The 15,565-nt window shown below is 61.6% G+C and carries 16 protein-coding genes; 5 read left to right on the top strand and 11 right to left on the bottom strand.

What is annotated here, in order from left to right; translation table 11 throughout:
* Positions 1 to 59: 59 nt before the first annotated feature.
* Genes QM694_RS18140 through QM694_RS18130 form a run of 3 tightly spaced genes read left to right on the top strand, consistent with a single transcriptional unit; the run spans position 60 to position 3,040 of the window.
* Positions 60 to 911 carry a sugar phosphate isomerase/epimerase family protein gene (locus tag QM694_RS18140; protein WP_415008312.1) on the top strand — a complete coding sequence of 284 codons (852 nt, stop codon included), beginning with the start codon at positions 60 to 62 and terminating at the stop codon, positions 909 to 911.
* Positions 912 to 913: 2 nt separating this feature from the next.
* On the top strand, positions 914 to 2,110 hold the full coding sequence (locus tag QM694_RS18135; protein WP_415008311.1) for a Tm-1-like ATP-binding domain-containing protein: 1,197 nt from the start codon (positions 914 to 916) through the stop codon (positions 2,108 to 2,110).
* Between the two features lie 9 nt (positions 2,111 to 2,119).
* The gene (locus QM694_RS18130) at positions 2,120 to 3,040 is read left to right on the top strand and encodes an SRPBCC family protein (protein WP_415008310.1); all 921 of its coding nucleotides are present in this window, start codon (positions 2,120 to 2,122) and stop codon (positions 3,038 to 3,040) included.
* A 104-nt stretch (positions 3,041 to 3,144) separates the two neighbouring features.
* On the opposite strand, the gene QM694_RS18125 is transcribed toward QM694_RS18130, so the two are convergent.
* The 11 genes from QM694_RS18125 to QM694_RS18075 form a co-directional block, all read right to left on the bottom strand.
* A complete protein-coding gene (locus tag QM694_RS18125; RefSeq protein ID WP_415008309.1) occupies positions 3,145 to 3,474 on the bottom strand; it encodes an L-rhamnose mutarotase in 330 nt (109 codons plus the stop codon).
* Between the two features lie 10 nt (positions 3,475 to 3,484).
* Complete coding sequence (locus QM694_RS18120) at positions 3,485 to 4,177, bottom strand: SDR family NAD(P)-dependent oxidoreductase (protein WP_415008308.1); 693 nt, start codon at positions 4,175 to 4,177, stop codon at positions 3,485 to 3,487.
* Complete coding sequence (locus QM694_RS18115) at positions 4,174 to 5,118, bottom strand: carbohydrate kinase family protein (RefSeq protein WP_415008307.1); 945 nt, start codon at positions 5,116 to 5,118, stop codon at positions 4,174 to 4,176. Before QM694_RS18115 ends, QM694_RS18120 begins: the two co-directional genes overlap by 4 nt.
* 2 nt (positions 5,119 to 5,120) lie before the next feature.
* Positions 5,121 to 5,564, bottom strand: coding sequence for a hypothetical protein (locus QM694_RS18110; RefSeq protein WP_415008306.1), 444 nt, complete (start codon positions 5,562 to 5,564; stop codon positions 5,121 to 5,123).
* Positions 5,561 to 6,649, bottom strand: a complete 1,089-nt coding sequence (locus tag QM694_RS18105; protein WP_415008305.1) for an ABC transporter ATP-binding protein — start codon at positions 6,647 to 6,649, stop codon at positions 5,561 to 5,563. Before QM694_RS18105 ends, QM694_RS18110 begins: the two co-directional genes overlap by 4 nt.
* Positions 6,650 to 6,651: 2 nt before the next feature.
* A complete protein-coding gene (locus QM694_RS18100; RefSeq protein ID WP_415008304.1) occupies positions 6,652 to 7,596 on the bottom strand; it encodes a carbohydrate ABC transporter permease in 945 nt (314 codons plus the stop codon).
* Position 7,597: 1 nt separating this feature from the next.
* Entirely contained in the window at positions 7,598 to 8,659 is a 1,062-nt protein-coding gene (locus QM694_RS18095; RefSeq protein ID WP_415008303.1) for a carbohydrate ABC transporter permease, read from the bottom strand.
* 79 nt (positions 8,660 to 8,738) lie between these two features.
* Entirely contained in the window at positions 8,739 to 10,172 is a 1,434-nt protein-coding gene (locus tag QM694_RS18090) for an extracellular solute-binding protein (protein ID WP_415008302.1), read from the bottom strand.
* Between the two features lie 47 nt (positions 10,173 to 10,219).
* Entirely contained in the window at positions 10,220 to 11,311 is a 1,092-nt protein-coding gene (locus QM694_RS18085) for an ABC transporter ATP-binding protein (protein WP_415008301.1), read from the bottom strand.
* A 131-nt stretch (positions 11,312 to 11,442) separates the two neighbouring features.
* Entirely contained in the window at positions 11,443 to 12,585 is a 1,143-nt protein-coding gene (locus QM694_RS18080) for a Gfo/Idh/MocA family protein (RefSeq protein WP_415008300.1), read from the bottom strand.
* Between the two features lies 1 nt (position 12,586).
* Entirely contained in the window at positions 12,587 to 13,636 is a 1,050-nt protein-coding gene (locus QM694_RS18075) for a sugar phosphate isomerase/epimerase family protein (protein ID WP_415008299.1), read from the bottom strand.
* A gap of 79 nt (positions 13,637 to 13,715) precedes the next feature.
* Here QM694_RS18075 and QM694_RS18070 point away from each other — a divergent pair, with 79 nt between their 5' ends.
* Positions 13,716 to 14,408, top strand: coding sequence for a GntR family transcriptional regulator (locus QM694_RS18070; RefSeq protein WP_415008298.1), 693 nt, complete (start codon positions 13,716 to 13,718; stop codon positions 14,406 to 14,408).
* A 149-nt stretch (positions 14,409 to 14,557) separates the two neighbouring features.
* Positions 14,558 to 15,565, top strand: a complete 1,008-nt coding sequence (locus QM694_RS18065; protein ID WP_415008297.1) for a dihydroxyacetone kinase subunit DhaK — start codon at positions 14,558 to 14,560, stop codon at positions 15,563 to 15,565.

Genomic DNA, 15,565 nt, shown 5'->3' with positions numbered 1-15,565 from the left:
AATTGACAAGACAGGCGAGAAGGTTTGTCTTGACGCCACCGCAGGGAGGCGGCCCAAACATGAAACTCGGCTTTAACATGCTGCTGTGGACACCCCATGTCACGGCGGCCCATGAACCCATTCTCAAGGCCCTCAAGAAAACCGGATATGACGGCGTGGAAATCCCCATGTTCGAGGGAACGCCGGACCACTATGCGCGCGTCGGCGAGATGTGCGACAGGATCGGGCTGGAGCGCACCGTCGTCAGCGTCATCGGCCCCGGCGGCAAGAACCCGCTCTCCCCCGACAAGGCGCAGCAGAAGGCCGCCGTCGACTACGCCAAATGGGTGATCGATTGCTCTTCGGCGCTGGGCGCCCCCATCATCGGCGGCCCGATGCACTCCGAGCACGGGTTTTTCTCGGGCGCGCCCGCGACGGCAGCCGAACGCAAGCGTGGCCTCTCCTTCCACCGCCGTGCGGGCGACTATGCGGCGAAGAAGAACGTGCGCCTCTCGCTCGAGGCGCTGAACCGGTTTGAAAGCTATTTCATCACCACGATGAAGGGCTTGGCCGAATATCTCGACGAGGTCGATCATCCCGCCATCAAGGGCATGTATGATACGTTCCACTCCAATATCGAGGAGAAGGATCCGGTCGCGGCGGTGAAGGACATCAAGCGGCACATGATCCATGTGCATATTTCCGAGAACGACCGGGGCACGCCGGGCAAGGGCCATGTGCCGTGGGCGCAGACCTACAAGGCGCTCAGGGCCGCCAAATATGATGGCTGGCTCACTATCGAAGCCTTCGGAAGCTCCATGCCGGCGCTCGCCGCCGCGACCCGCGTGTGGCGCGAGTTCTTCCCCAATCCGGAAGAGGTCTACAAGCTCGGCTATAAAAACATGAAGCAGGGCTGGGCCGGGGCGAAATAGCCATGGGGCTCGTTTATGTGATCGGCACCTGCGACACCAAAGGCGCCGAACTCTCCTATGCGGCGGAGCGTGTGCGCGCGGCGGGGGCAAAGGCGGTGCTGGTGGATATTTCCACCACGCAATCCCCCGGCGGGGCCGATGTCTCCCCGCAGGAGGTGGCGCGGAGTCATCCTCAAGGCGCATCCGCCGTGCTGGGCCTTGGCGATCGCGGGCAAGCGGTTGCCGCCATGGGTGAGGCCCTCACACGATGGCTCTCGGAACGCCGCGACATTGGCGCGGTGCTGGGGCTGGGCGGCGGCGGCAACACGTCGATCGTCACCGCGGCCATGCGGGCTTTGCCCATCGGCGTGCCGAAGCTCATGGTTTCCACCATGGCCTCCGGCAATGTCGCGCCCTATGTCGGCCCCACCGACATTGCGATGATGCATGCGGTGGCCGATGTGGCGGGGCTCAACGCCATCACCCGAAAGGTGATCGGCAACGCCGCCCACGCGGCGGCGGGGATGGCGCTCAACGCGGTGCCCGAGGTGCAGGATAAAAAGCGCGCCGTGGGCCTCACCATGTTCGGCGTCACCACCGAGGCCGTCACCCAGATTCGCGCGCGCATCGAAGGCGATTGGGAATGCTTCGTGTTTCATGCCACCGGCACGGGCGGGCAATGCCTCGAGAAGCTCATCGATTCGCATCTCCTGTCCGCAGCACTCGACATCACGACGACGGAGGTGGCTGATCATCTCTTCGGCGGCGTTCTTCCGTGTACGGATGACCGCTTCGGCGCGGCGGTCAGGAGCCGCATCCCTTATGTCGGCTCGCTCGGCGCCTGCGACATGGTGAATTTCGGGCCGCGCGAGACGGTGCCTTCCGCCTATGAAGGGCGGCAGTTCTACATCCACAACCCGCAGGTGACGCTGATGCGCACTACACCAGAAGAAAACCGCGCCATTGGCGCGTGGATCGTCGCGCGGCTCAACCGCATGGAAGGCCCGGTGCGCTTCCTGCTGCCGCTCAGGGGCGTCTCCGCCATCGATGCGGCGGGCAAGCCTTTCCATGATCCTCAAGCCGATGCGGCGCTGTTCGATGCCGTGCGGAAAGGGTGGAAGCCCGCCGCCAACCGCCGCCTCATCAAGGTGGATGCCCATATCAACGATGCGGCCTTCGCCGACGCCGCCATAAAAGCCTTCACCGAGATCGCGCAATAAGGAGCAACCATGGCCCGCGCCTATTCCAGCATCATCCTCAAGGCCCCCGTCGAAACCGTGTGGAGCCTGATCCGCGATTTCAACGGCCTGCCCTCCTGGGCGCCGCCCATCGCACGCTCCAAGATCGAAGGCGGTCTCGACCCCGATGTGGTGGGGTGCGTGCGCAGCTTCTACACCCATGACGGCGATCACATCCGCGAACGGCTTGTGGCGCTCGACGATGCGCGCTGCACCTTCACTTATAATTTCGAGAAACCCGCCTTCCCTGTCCGGAACTATCTCGCCACGGTGAGGCTCTATCCCGTCACCCACGGCGACCAGACCTTCGCGGAATGGGAAGCGAGTTTTGACGAAGGGCCGGGCGATGAAGGAAAGTACGAGAAGATCATTTCAAAAGAAGTGTTCGGCGCCAATTTCAGCAATCTCGCCGCCATCATCGCCAAAACAAAGCCGGAAAAACCCGCAGGCGCCGAGCGCTGGAAGGGCGGCCAGCCCAACAAGATATGGACGTCGCGCGTGATCAAGTCTCCCGTCGAAAAGACCTGGGGAATGATGCGCGATTTCGCCGGCATGGGCGGCTGGCATGACGAGATCACCAAGATGCACATGCTGAAGCGCGCCCGCTCCGACAAGGTGAGCGGCGTGCGTGATTTTATGTTCGGCCAAGGCCATCTCAATGAAGAATTGCTGCATCTCTCCGATCTCGAGCGCAGCTTCTCCTACCGCATCACCAAATGCGATATGCCGTGGATGAACTATGTCTCGGGTGCAAGGCTGTGGAAGGTGACGGCGGATAATTCCACCTTCGGCGTGTGGACCGGCGACTGGACGGCGAGCGCGCTGGACGACCTCACGCTTATTCCGGGCACGGAGCAGAATGTCTATCAGCGTGCCTTCGCCACGCTGGAGAAGCGGCTGAAGGGGAAATAGAGTCTATGAGTTGACTTGTCACCCCGGCGCAAGCCGGGGCCCATGGCAAGGCTGGATTCCGGCGTTCGCCGGAAAGACAGGTTGTGGGCCGAATATGGCCCGCCTCAATCCGTATGGAACACGTCTTCCATATCGGCCCACCACTCTCCGTCTTTCCGCGTCGCAAGCGGCACCTGCATGGGATCGGTGATCACCCACCAGTCACGCATGCGCTGGACTTCGGCCATCTTCGCCATGTCGGCGGCGAAATCGCTGCCGTGATATTCCCAATAGGCGAAGAGCAGGTTCTCGGGCTCTTTGAGGAAAATGGTATAGTTGCGAATGTTGCTGTCAGCGATGGCTTTCAGCACGTCCGGCCACACCGCCGCGTGGATACGCTTGTATTCGGCGATCACCTCGGGCTTGAGGCCAATCACCCGGCCCATTCTCTGCATGGTCAGTCCCTCAATAGGTGGCGCGGCCGCCCGAAGCATCGAAAACGGCGCCGGTCGAGAAGGAGCATTCCTCGCTGGCCAGCCAGCACACCAGGCTGGCGATTTCATCCACGGTGCCGAAGCGGCCCTTGGGAATTTTCGACAGCATGAAATCGATGTGCGTCTGCGGCATCTGGTCGAAGATCGGCGTGCGCACGGCGGCGGGCGTCACCGCGTTGACGGTGATGTTGGTCTTGGCCAGTTCCTTGGCCAGCGATTTGGTGAAGCCGATCACCCCCGCCTTGGAGGCGGAATAGGCGGAGGCATTGGGGTTGCCTTCCTTGCCGGCGATCGAGGCGATGTTGACGATGCGGCCATAATTCTGCGCCGTCATCAGCGGGATCACGGCGCGGTTGGTGTGGAAGGTGCCGTTGAGGTTGATCGCCATCACCTGCGCCCAGCCGTCGAGCGGAAATTCCATGACCGGCACGGTAGGGCCGGTGATGCCGGCGCTATTCACCAGAATATCGATGCCGCCAATGTCCTTCACCGTCTGCGCCACCGCCGCCTCGACCGAGGCATAGTCTGAAATGTCGGTTTTGATGCCGCCGCCCAAATCCCACACCCCGACCTTGCCGCCTTCCGCCACGATGCGCTTTGCAACCGCCTCGCCAATACCCGACAGGCCGCCTGTCACGACCGCGCGCCTTCCCTTGAATCTCATGGTTTGATCTTCCAGCTCTTCATGCGTGCCAATGTATCGGGGAATGACACGATTCCAGCATCGGACCCAAGCCCCGTGGCGACAAGCCCGGCCGAGGCCTGCGCGAAACGCAGGGCTGTCTCGACATCCATCTTGTGGTGAAGGGCGGCGATGAATCCTGCATCGAAGGCATCGCCGCAGCCTGTCGTATCCACGACCTTGATGTCATAGGCCTTGGAGGAAACGCGCGTTCCATCCTGATGGGCATAGAACGCGCCATCGCCGCCCAGCGTGAAGACGCAGCAGCGCGCGCCCTTGTCGAGATAGAAGCTGGCGCAATCCTCGGGCGTCGACTGGCCCGACATATCCTTCGCCTCTTCGATCGAGGGCATGAAATAATCGATATAGGGCAACAGCGGCGCCACGATGCCGATGGTGTCGGCACTGGCGGCGATCAGATCGAAGGTTACCGTGCGGCCGCGCCGCTTCGCCTCTTTCAGCAGCGTGACGGAGGCCGGGCCGTCGAGCTTTTTCAACAGGCCGGTGCCGCCCAGATGAATGATCGGCGCATCGAACACCCTGTCATACATCTCCGGCGGCACGTCGAAGTGATCGGAGGCACCGCGCACATGCAGCGCCGGGCGGTCGCCATTGGGCCGCACGTTCAGAATGGTGGCGGAGGTGGGCACGCCCTTGATGCGCTGCATGGCCGAAACGTCGATGCCATGTTTTTCCAGCGTGAGCAGAACCCAGTCGGCCTTTTCATCATCGCCGACCGCGCCCACCGCGAGACTCTTGAGGCCGAGCTTGGCGGTATCAACCACCGTGCCGCCGGCCGTTCCCGCCACGGTAAGCCGGATTTCCTCGATGAAATCAACGTTGCCGCGATCGGGAATGCGGGTGACGGGTCTCCCCAGCACATCGAGGATATAAAGGCCGATCACCGAAACATCGTGACGCATGATTATTTTCCGGCGCGGCTGCGCACCGTTATGATGGCGGCCAGAACCGCCGCGATCCCCGCCACCCACCACACGAAGGGCTGCGCATAGAAAGGCGGCGTGTTGAGCTGGATTTTGCCCGCCATGGTGTTGGGATCCGGCGGCTTCAAGAAGAACAGGCCATAGAGATAGGCGGCGCAGATCGACACAAGGATGGTGATGCAGAAGATCATCGCCACCACCATGGCGACGGTCACCACCGAACTCACCTTCACGCCGGGCCGGGCCAGCGGCAGCAGATTGTTGACAAGGCCCGCCAGCACCACCAGCCCGCCGCCAATCGCATAAAGCGTAAGGCTGAAGGGCTGGAAGATCAGGATCAGCGCGAACAGCCCAAGGCCGATGATCGCATATTCGAGGCGGAGTGCCCCCTTGGGGCTCATGCCGGTTTGCGGTTCGAGACTCACTGGCGCACCGCCTTTCCGTCTTCGCCGAAGAAATGGGTTTGCCGCGGATCGGGGCGGAGATGCAGCGTCTCGCCGGTCTTCACCCGCTTCTCGCGCGGCACCACCACGCGGATGTCGCCGCCCCCTGCCGTGCGGGCGTGGATCAGCGTCTCGGCGCCCATCGGTTCGATCAGCTCGGCCTGCGCGGCAATGGTGTCGCCCGCCTGTTCCGAAACGGTAGTGAAGGCGCGTGGGCGGATGCCGATTTTCACTTTCGACGGCTTCAACCCTTCCACTGCCGGGTTGGCGGCGATCTCCAGCCCCTTGCCGGCCAGCGCCACCTTGGCCTTGCCGCCCTTGAAGCTGGCGAAATCGGCATCGAGCAGGTTCATCTGCGGCGTGCCGATGAAGCTCGCCACGAACACATTGGCGGGCTTGGCAAACACCTCATGCGGGGTTCCCACCTGCTCGATCATGCCATCCTTCATGATGGCGATGCGGTTCGCCATGGTCAGCGCTTCAAGCTGGTCATGGGTCACGATCACCGTCGCCTTGGAGAGGCCCTGCAGCACTTCCTTGATCTGGCCGCGCATGGAATGGCGAAGTTCCACATCAAGGCGCGACAGCGGTTCGTCGAACAGGAAACAGTTGGGGTCGCGCACGATGGCGCGCGCCACCGCGAGGCGCTGCTTTTCGCCTTCCGAAATATGGCTGGGCATGCGGTTCATCACGGTGTCGAGATGCATGATCTTCGCCACCTTCATCACCCGCTTGTCCATCTCGTCCTTCGAGAGGCCTTCGGAGTGCAGCGGCATGGCGATGTTCTGCCCCACCGTGAGGGCGGGATAGAGCGCATAGAACTGGAACACCATGGCGATGTCGCGCTTCTCGGGCGGCAGGTTGTTCATTTCCTTGCCGGCGATGATGACATCGCCCGTGGTGGCGCGCTCAAGGCCTGCGATCATGCGCAGCGTCGTCGTCTTGCCACAGCCCGATGGGCCCAGCAGGCAAACCACTTCGCCCGGCTGCACCGACAGCGAGGCATCGCGCACGGCGGTAAAATCGCCGAACTTCTTGGTGACGTTCTTGATCTCGATGGTTGACATGCCTAGCGCTTCACTGTGCCGAAGGTGACGCCGCGCAGCAGGTGGTTCTGCAGGAAGAACGTCACGAGGAAAACGGGGATGAGGAAGAGGGTTTCGATGGCCGCCAGCAGCGTCCAGTCGGTGCCGCGGCCGCCCGAGGCCACGGCCTGATTCATTGCCACCGGCACGGTGCGCGTGTCGGGACCGGACAACAGCAGCGCGAAGAGGAACTCGTTCCAGGTGAGGATGAGGCCGAACACGAAGGTGGCGGCTAGGCCGGGGATCACCTGCGGCAGGCAGATCTTGAAGAACACTTTCATGCCGGATGATCCGTCGATGCGCGCCGCGTCCTCGACGTCGAGCGAAAGCTCGTCAAAGAAACTCTTCATCATCCAGATGGTGAAGGCGAGGTTGAAGGCGGTATAGAGCAATATGATGCCGGTATAGGAGCCCGAAAGCCCGACGACGCGGAACATCAGGATGATCGGAATGATGACCACGATGGCCGGCAGCATGCGCGTGGTGAGAATGATAAACAGATAGGTGTCATTCCCCTTCAGCGGATAGCGCGAGAAGCCGAAGGCGGCGAGCGTGCCGATGGCCAGCGCCAGCAGCACCGACACGGTGGCGATCACGATCGAGTTGAAGAAATAGCGGTCGAAGCCCGTGGCTTCCGGCGGCCCTCCCGCCGTCATCGAGCGCTCGAACACCGAGCCGAAATTCTCCAGCGTCGGCGTGAACACGAACTGATCGGGGATCAGCCCGAAGAACGAAGTCGGCACCAAAGTGGGCGGCACGTTGAGCGCCGCATCCTGCGGCTTGAGCGAAGTAAAGATGATGAACAGCACGGGCAGGAAGTAGATCAGCGACACGATGGCGACCACCAGCGTGCGGCCCCAGCCCGCCTCTCCCACGCCATTGGCCTTGCGAAACCCGAGTGTCTGCCAAATGGAAACGGAATCGGTCATGTCAGTCTCCCTGGCTCCGGCGGTTGGCCAGATAAAGGTAAAGGTTGGTGAGCACGATCACCATAAACAGCATGAGATAGGAGATCGCGGCTCCTTCCGATGTCTTGTTCTGCTCATTGGCGATGCGGATGAGGTGATAGGAAATGGTCAGCGTGTCATTGCCGCCCTTGGTGAGCAGAATGACGAGATCGGCCAGCTTGAAGGCTTCGATGGTGCGGAACAGCAGCGCCAGCATCAGCAAGCCTCGGATATAGGGGAAGGTGATGGTCCAGAACTGCCGCCACTTCGACACGCGGTCGATGGCAGCTGCTTCATAGAGATATTTGGGCACCGAGACGAGGCCCGCCAGCACCAGCAGCATGACGAAGGGCGACCACATCCAGGCGTCGGCAAAGACGATGCCCGCCACCGCGCCCGCCTTGTTATCCATCAGGATGAACTGGCCGCCGGTGATCGAGTTCATCACGTAACTCAAGATGCCGAAGGTCGGATCGTAATAGTAAGTAAAGAACACGCCCGAGGCCACAACGGAGAGCATCATCGGCGTCAGCACCAGGATCAGCAGATATTTGCGCAACGGGAACTGCTTGGCAAACAGCATGGCCAGCAGGAAGCCGACGATCATCTGCGCCGCCACGGTGAAAACCACGAACATGCCGGTATTGATGAGGGCATGCCAGTTGGCGGGCGCGGCCAGTTCATTGGTGAGCGCCTTGGTGTAATTGGCAAGGCCCACGAAACGGATCGACTGCTGGTTCGACTGATAGGCGAAGAAGGACAGGCCCAAGGACCACAGCAGCGGGAAAATGTTCATCACGAACAGAACGGCGATGGCAGGCGCCACCAGCAGGCCGCCGAAATATTTGCGGCGATAAGCGTTCATGGCGAAGGCGGCGGCGACGAGCGCCGCCATGACGCCAACAATCCAGAATGAGACATGCGCAGGCAGCGCAAAAATCGCCAGGGCCGACACAACCAGCCCGGCCACAATGGCGAGACGCCAGTTGTCGGGAACGAGGCTGGTGAAGGCCGGCCGGTCAGCAGTCGCTGTCATCGCAGTCATCGGTTCGGTTTCTTCTCGTGCAAGTGAGGGAAAAGAAGGCGCGGGAAATGGTTTTCCCCGCGCCCTTTGGGTTTCGGTGTTACTGGATCAGGCCGGCGTTCTTCAGCAGGTCCTGCTGGAACTTGGCGATGTTATCCAGCGTGGTCTTGGCGTCCTGCTTGCCGGTGATGGCAAGGTCGAACTGGTCCTGCTGCTGGGTGAGCAGTTCAAAGAACTGCGGCACGTGCCAGACGTCCTTCTGCCAATCCAGCGAGTTGGCCCAGGCGCGGTTCCACGGGCGATAGGTTACGTACTTGGGGTCCGAGTACACGGCCTTGACAGCCGACTGGCCGCCACCTGCCGCGAACTGGTTCTGAATGTCGGGCGAGAGCCACCACTTCACAAAGTCCATGGCTTCCTTGTTCTGGACGTCCGTGTTCCAGGTCATCAGAACGAAGGGCTGGCCGCCGAGGTTGTTCCAGCGGATAATCTTGCCATCAGCACCCTTGAGGCCGGGGGCCATGCCAAACACCAGCTTGTCGGACACCTTGGACGACTTCGGATCGAGCGAGGCTTCGCCGAGGCCGATCCAGTCCACGTTCAGGGCAACCTTGCCTTCACGGAACAGTTCGTCAGACTTGAAGATGTCCATGGTGCCGGTCTTGGCGACGGGCGGCATGTACTGGATCAGGCGCAGATAATTGTCGAGCGCCTTCACCGCTTCCGGCGAGTTCACGACGCCTTCAGCCTGGCCGGTCGGAATCTTGGTTTCATCCCAGATGTTGCCGCCATACTGCCAGATGAAGCCGTTGATCTGCATCGACGAGAAGTCGTAGCCCTTGCCGGCCTGGAAGGCGATTCCGTAGAAGTCGTCATCCAGCACCTTGCCGGCCAGCTTCTCGCCCTTCTTGCGCTGGAAGAACTGCCCGATATGCTCGAACAGGCCCCAGTCGATGTTGTCCATCTCTTCGCCGGTGCAGGGAAGTTTCTCGTTGAACTTCGCCTTGAAAGCCGCCTGCTCGCCCTCATCGCAGAGAACGTCCTTGCGGCCATAGGTCACCAGAACGTCCGGGAACTGAGGGAAGCCGTAGATGTTCGCGGACGTATAGGGATAGGTGGAATAGGCGTTGTAGAAGGCCGGGTGAATGTCGGCCATGGTGGCCTTCAGCACCGGATCGGCGTCGATATAATCGTTCACCTTGCGGAAATAGCCGCCTTCCACGAAGGCGCCGAGCCACTGCAAGTCGGCAACCGACATGTTGTACTTCTGCTCGCCCGAGGTGAGCGAGGCGTTCACGCGGGTGTAGAAGTCGGGCCACGGAATGAAGTCGACGTCGAGCGTCACCTTGTTGCCCGAGGGCGCCTTGTACTGCTCGTCGAAGAACTTCTTCATGATGCGGGTGGGCGGCCAGTCCGGCACGGCCATGCGCAGCGTCACGTCTTCGGCAAAGGCAAAGGTTGCGCTGCCCGCCATCAAAACGCTGGCGAGGCTCAGCGCCCCGGTCAGCCCTTTCAGTCTCGTCATCACGGTCATGTCAGGTTTCCTCCCATATAAACCGTATTGCTTCAGTCAGCCGGCGGTCAGGACAAAGCCATCCCGTCCGCTGCGCGGAAGATGTGTATATTTTTATTGTCGATCACGATCGGAAGCGCGTCACCAGGTTTCATCGACAGGGCGGCCGCTTCCGGCACCACCATGCGAAGGGTTTCACCGCCGGCATCCACCGAAACGATGGTGATGTCGCCCAGCGGCTCCAACAGATGAATCTTTGCAGAAATGCCGGCCTCGCCCTTGGCCGCGGGCCGAAGGTCACTCGGCCTAATGCCGATAAGCGCCGCCTCGCCGGCTTGCGCCTTCCTGGGCCCGCGCACCGGCACCAGATTGCCGAGTGGCGTGTCGTAGGACTTGCCATCCTTCGCCGTCTTGGCGGCGAGGATGTTCATGTGTGGCGAACCGATCTTGCCGCCCACATAGGTATCGGCAGGACTTTCGTAGAGTTCATCGGGCGTGCCGCACTGGACGACAGAGCCATCGCGCATTACGGCGATCTCTTCACCCATCGAGAGGGCTTCCAACTCATCGGGCGTGGCGTAGACGATGGTCATGCCGAACTGGCGGTGCAGTCGCTTCAACTCGGCGCGCATGTCGTGGCGCAGCTTGGCGTCGAGATTGGTGAGCGGCTCGTCGAGGAGCAAAATTTTCGGCTGGCGGATCAGCGAACGGCCCAGCGCCACGCGCTGCTGCTCGCCGCCCGACAATGTGTTGGGCTTCCTCTCGAGGCGGTGCGACAGCTTCAGCATCGCCGCCGTTTCCTTCACCCGCTTGTCGATCTCCTCGCGCGCCACCTTCTCTTCGCGCAGCGGATAGGCGAAATTTTCGTAAACCGTGAGATGCGGATAAAGCGCGAAGGACTGGAACACCATGGACACGCCGCGCCCGGTGATCGGCGCGTCCGTCATGTCCCTGCCGTCAATATGAAGCGATCCCGAATCGGGCTTCACGAGACCGGCGATGGTGCGCAGCGCCGTCGTCTTGCCAACCGAGCTTGGTCCGAAGAGAACGAAGAAACGGCCTTCCTTCACATCAAAGGAGAGGTTCTCCAGCGCGCGCACTTTTCCATAGGCCTTGCTGATGCCGGAAAGGCGCAATGCGAGCTTGTCGTTTCCTGTCATTCCCATTCCCTGTTCCATTTCGGCCTTTGCGGCTCTTGGAGGGTGCAACCTATCTGCTCCCTCAGGATTTGCAAGACGCCTTGCATCGAAAAGCACGTGATTTTATGCCCAAAGAATGAGCAGCCGCGCGTTTACGCCGATACGTTTTCCCACTGTTTGGTGCGCGCGGATTTCAGCACCGCATCGGTCACCTGATCGGTCGCCAGCGCGTCGCGGAACGTCGGCGCGGCGGGCTTTCCCTTGCCCAGCGCGTCAAGGAAATCCGCCGCCTGGTGAATGAATGTGTGCTCGTAGCCGATCTGCAGCCCCGGCACCCACCACTTTCCCATATAGGGATGATCGCCATCGGTAATGTGCAGCGACCGCCAGCCGCGCACCCGACCCTCGTCGCGGTGATCGAAATATTGCAGGCGATGAAGATCATGCAGATCCCAGAAGATCGAGGCATGTTCGCCATTGATCTCCAGCGTGTAGAGCGCCTTGTGGCCGCGCGCGTAGCGCGTCGCCTCGAAGGTCGCCAGAGAGCCGTTGTGGAAGCGCGCCAGGAACAGGCTCGCATCATCAATGCCCACCTTCTCGGTCTTGCCGGTCAGCGCGTGATGGCGCTCCTTGATGAAGGTCTCGGTCATGCCCGACACGGTGTCGATCGAGCCGTTCAGCCACATGGCGGTGTCGATGCAATGGGCAAGAAGATCGCCGGTCACGCCGCTGCCTGCGACGCCCACATCAAGACGCCAGAGTCCCGCGCCGCCCTGCGGCAAGTCCTTCGAGATCGTCCAGTCCTGCAGGAACTTGGCGCGGTAGTGGAAAATCTTGCCGAGCTTGCCTTCGTCGATCAATTGCTTGGCCAGCATCACGGCGGGAACGCGGCGGTAATTATACCACACCATGTTCGGCACGCCGGCCTTCTCCACCTCCTCGACCATCTTCTGCAACTCGGCGGCGTTGCGGCCCAAAGGCTTTTCGCACATCACCATCTTGCCGGCTTTCGCGGCGGCGATGGCGATTTCCATGTGCGTGTCATTGGGGCTGGCGATGTCGATGAGGTCGATGTCCTTGCGCTCGACCAGTTTCTTCCAGTCGGTCTCGCTCAATTCATAGCCCCACTGTTCGGCAAACGCCGAAGCCTTGGCCGCATCGCGGGCGCAGATCGCCTTCAGCACCGGCTTGTAGGGAAGGTCGAAGAAATGGCCGACCTGCGAGAAGGCATTGGAATGGGTGCGGCCCATGAAGCCATAGCCCACCATGCCGATGTTCAGCGGTTTCTTCGCCATCTCAGGCCACCCATCCATGCTTGTCGCGCACCTTGATCATGGTGGCGAGAATGTCGTTCCAGGTTTTCTGCTGCATCATGATCTCGTTGGGGAACATGCAGCCATCCCAGCAGATGTGGCGGAACGCCTTCACCAGTTCGCCATTGCCGTCGCGCATCCACATGCCGGCGTGTTTGGGGATGTCGAGCTTGCCGTTCTTGTCGGTCACCATGCAGTGGCGGCCGGTCTTGTCGTGATAGCCCAGGCCCTTCACCGTGCCGTCGTTCTGCGCCACGTGGAAATCGATGGTCCACGGCCTCAGCGCATCGGTCATCTTCTTCAGCGCCGCGTCGAGCGTCGTCTTGCTCTTCCAGTCGAACTTGGCGGGCAGCAGGCGCGATTTCGGCGCGTTGTAGCCCATGGTGTAGAGCAGCGTGTGCGCCATGTCGGCCTGGAAGCCGATGGTCTGCGGGCGGTCCGTCTCCTCGAGCGTGTTGATCATGTCCTTCCAGGAATGCATGCCGCCCCAGCAGATCTCGCCCTCGCAGGCAAGGCGCTCGCCATAATCGGCGGCAACGCTGCAGGCCTCGCGGAAGGTCTTGGCGATCTTCTTCGTGTTGCCGGCCGGGTCCTTCGCCCAGTCGGCGGGGCTCGAGGCGGAGTCAATGCGGATCACGCCATAGTGGCGCACGCCCGCCTCGCGCAGCGCCTTGCCGAGCTCGCATGATTTTTTGACATTGGCCACGAATTTCTTGCGGTCGGCAGGCGAGCCCATGGCGGAACCGCCGCCCACCGGCGGCCAGACCGGCGCCACGATCGAGCCGATCACCAGTCCCTTCGCGGAAACCTTGTCGGCCAGCGCCTTCGCCTCATCGGCGGAGAAATCGATGTTGGTGTGGGGCGCGGCATGGAAGATGTCGATGCCGTCGAATTTGACGCCATTGACCTCGGCCTTGGCCGTCAGGTCGATCATCGTGTCGAGATCGATGGGCGGCTCGGAATCGCTGCCCTTGCCCACAAGACCCGGCCACATCGCATTGTGAAGCTTGGGAAAATTGTTGCTTCCCGGCATCGCGCACTCCCATGAGAAAAGCGTTTTCTTTTGAGGATAGGCCGGAATCAGTCTTGCTGTCCAGAACTGTTATATTAGTATGACAGATATGGGCTATGACCTCACCCAGGTAAAACTCGATCGCGCGCGCCCCCTGCGCGAGCAGATTTATCCCATGGTGAAGACGCTCATTCTCTCGGGCGTCATCCGCCCCGGCGAGGCCATCGACGAGAAGGCAATCGCCGCCCAGCTTCAGGTCTCCCGCACGCCGGTGCGCGAGGCGGTGAAGAAGCTCTCGGACGAGCATCTGGTGGATGTCATCGCCCAGTCGGCGACGCGCGCGGCCAGGATCGACCGCAAGGAAATCCACCAGTCCTTCCTCATCCGCAGGGCCTTGGAGATGGAAAGTGCTGCGCAGGCCGCCGCGCGCATGAATCAGGATCACGCCGATCATCTGTCGGACATTCTCACCCTCCATGCCCGGGCGCTGGAGCGCCGCCAATACGCCGAGGCCATCGAACGCGACGACCAGTTCCATCACATGATCGCGGCGATCAGCGACCTGCCGCGGCTGTGGAACGCCATCGAAGTTTCGAAAGCCCAGCTCGACCGCTGCCGCCATTTGATGCTGCCGCGCGCCGGGCAGGCGGAAGCCACGCTCGAGCAGCACCGGGAAATCATCCGTGCACTGAACAGCCGCGACCCCGAAAAGGCCCGCGAGGCGATGCGCAGCCACCTCGAAGCCGCCTACCGCAGCACGGAAGCCGTGCTTGATGGGCCGGGACTGGGGTGAGGCGAGCGGCCGGGTGTATGCAGAATGATCCCATACCCCGCCGCCCCACCCCTGCCCTCCCCGCAACGCGAGGAGGGAGACGCAAGGCGATGCTTCTCCCGCAAGGGGAGAAGGGGTAGGAAGCAGCATCACGCAACCGGATGGCCGACATGAAAACCAAGAAACTCATTAACGATCCGCTCAACATCATCACTGAAATGCTCGACGGCATCGTGGCCGCGCATTCGAAGCACCTGAAGCGGGTCGAGGGCGAGCCGCGTGCCATCGTGGCGGTGAAGGGCCCGCGCAAGGGCAAGGTCGGCCTCGTGGTCGGCGGCGGATCGGGACATGAGCCGATGTTCCTCAACTATGTCGGCCAGGGCCTTGCCGATGCCTGCGCGGTAGGCAATGTCTTCGCCTCGCCGCCGCCCGATCCGGCGGTCGCCTGCGCCAAGGCGGCGAGCGGAGGGGCCGGCGTCATCTTCATGTATGGCAATTACGCGGGCGACGTCATGAACTTCGACATGGCGGCGGAAATGGCTGCAATGGACGATATCGAGGTCCGCACCGTGCTCACCACCGATGACGTAGCCTCCGCTCCCATCGAAAAGAAGGCCACGCGGCGCGGCGTGGCGGGAAATTTCTTCGTATTCAAGATCACGGGTGCTGCCTGTGACACCATGCTTTCGCTCGATGAGTGCGAGCGCATTGCCCACAAGGCCAATGATCACACCTATACGATGGGCGTGGCGCTCGGCCCCTGCTCGCTACCGCACACGCTCAAGCCCAATTTCGAGATCGGCGAGAATGACATGGAAATCGGCATGGGCATCCATGGCGAGCCGGGCGTGAAGCGCGAGACGCTGCAATCGGCGGACAAGGTGACAGACCGCATCCTCGACACGATCCTTGCCGAGATGAAGCCGAAGCGCGGCGATCGCGTGGCGGTGCTGGTCAATTCTTTGGGCTCAACCTCGATGATGGAGCTTTATCTCCTCAACCGCCGCGTCCATCAGCGGCTGGAAAAAGAGGGCGTCGCCACGCACGCCACTTGGGTCGGCAATTACTGCACGTCGCTTGAAATGGCGGGCGCGTCGATCACGCTGCTGCATCTTGATGACGAGTTGCAGCGCCTGCTCGATCACCCCTGCGATACGCCAGCGCTCAGGGTGGTGTGA

The sequence above is a fragment of the Aestuariivirga sp. genome (genome assembly GCF_047602625.1).
GTDB lineage: Bacteria > Pseudomonadota > Alphaproteobacteria > Rhizobiales > Aestuariivirgaceae > Aestuariivirga.
Note: the sequence above shows the minus strand (reverse complement) of the source record. Positions and strands in the feature narration are given on the sequence as shown.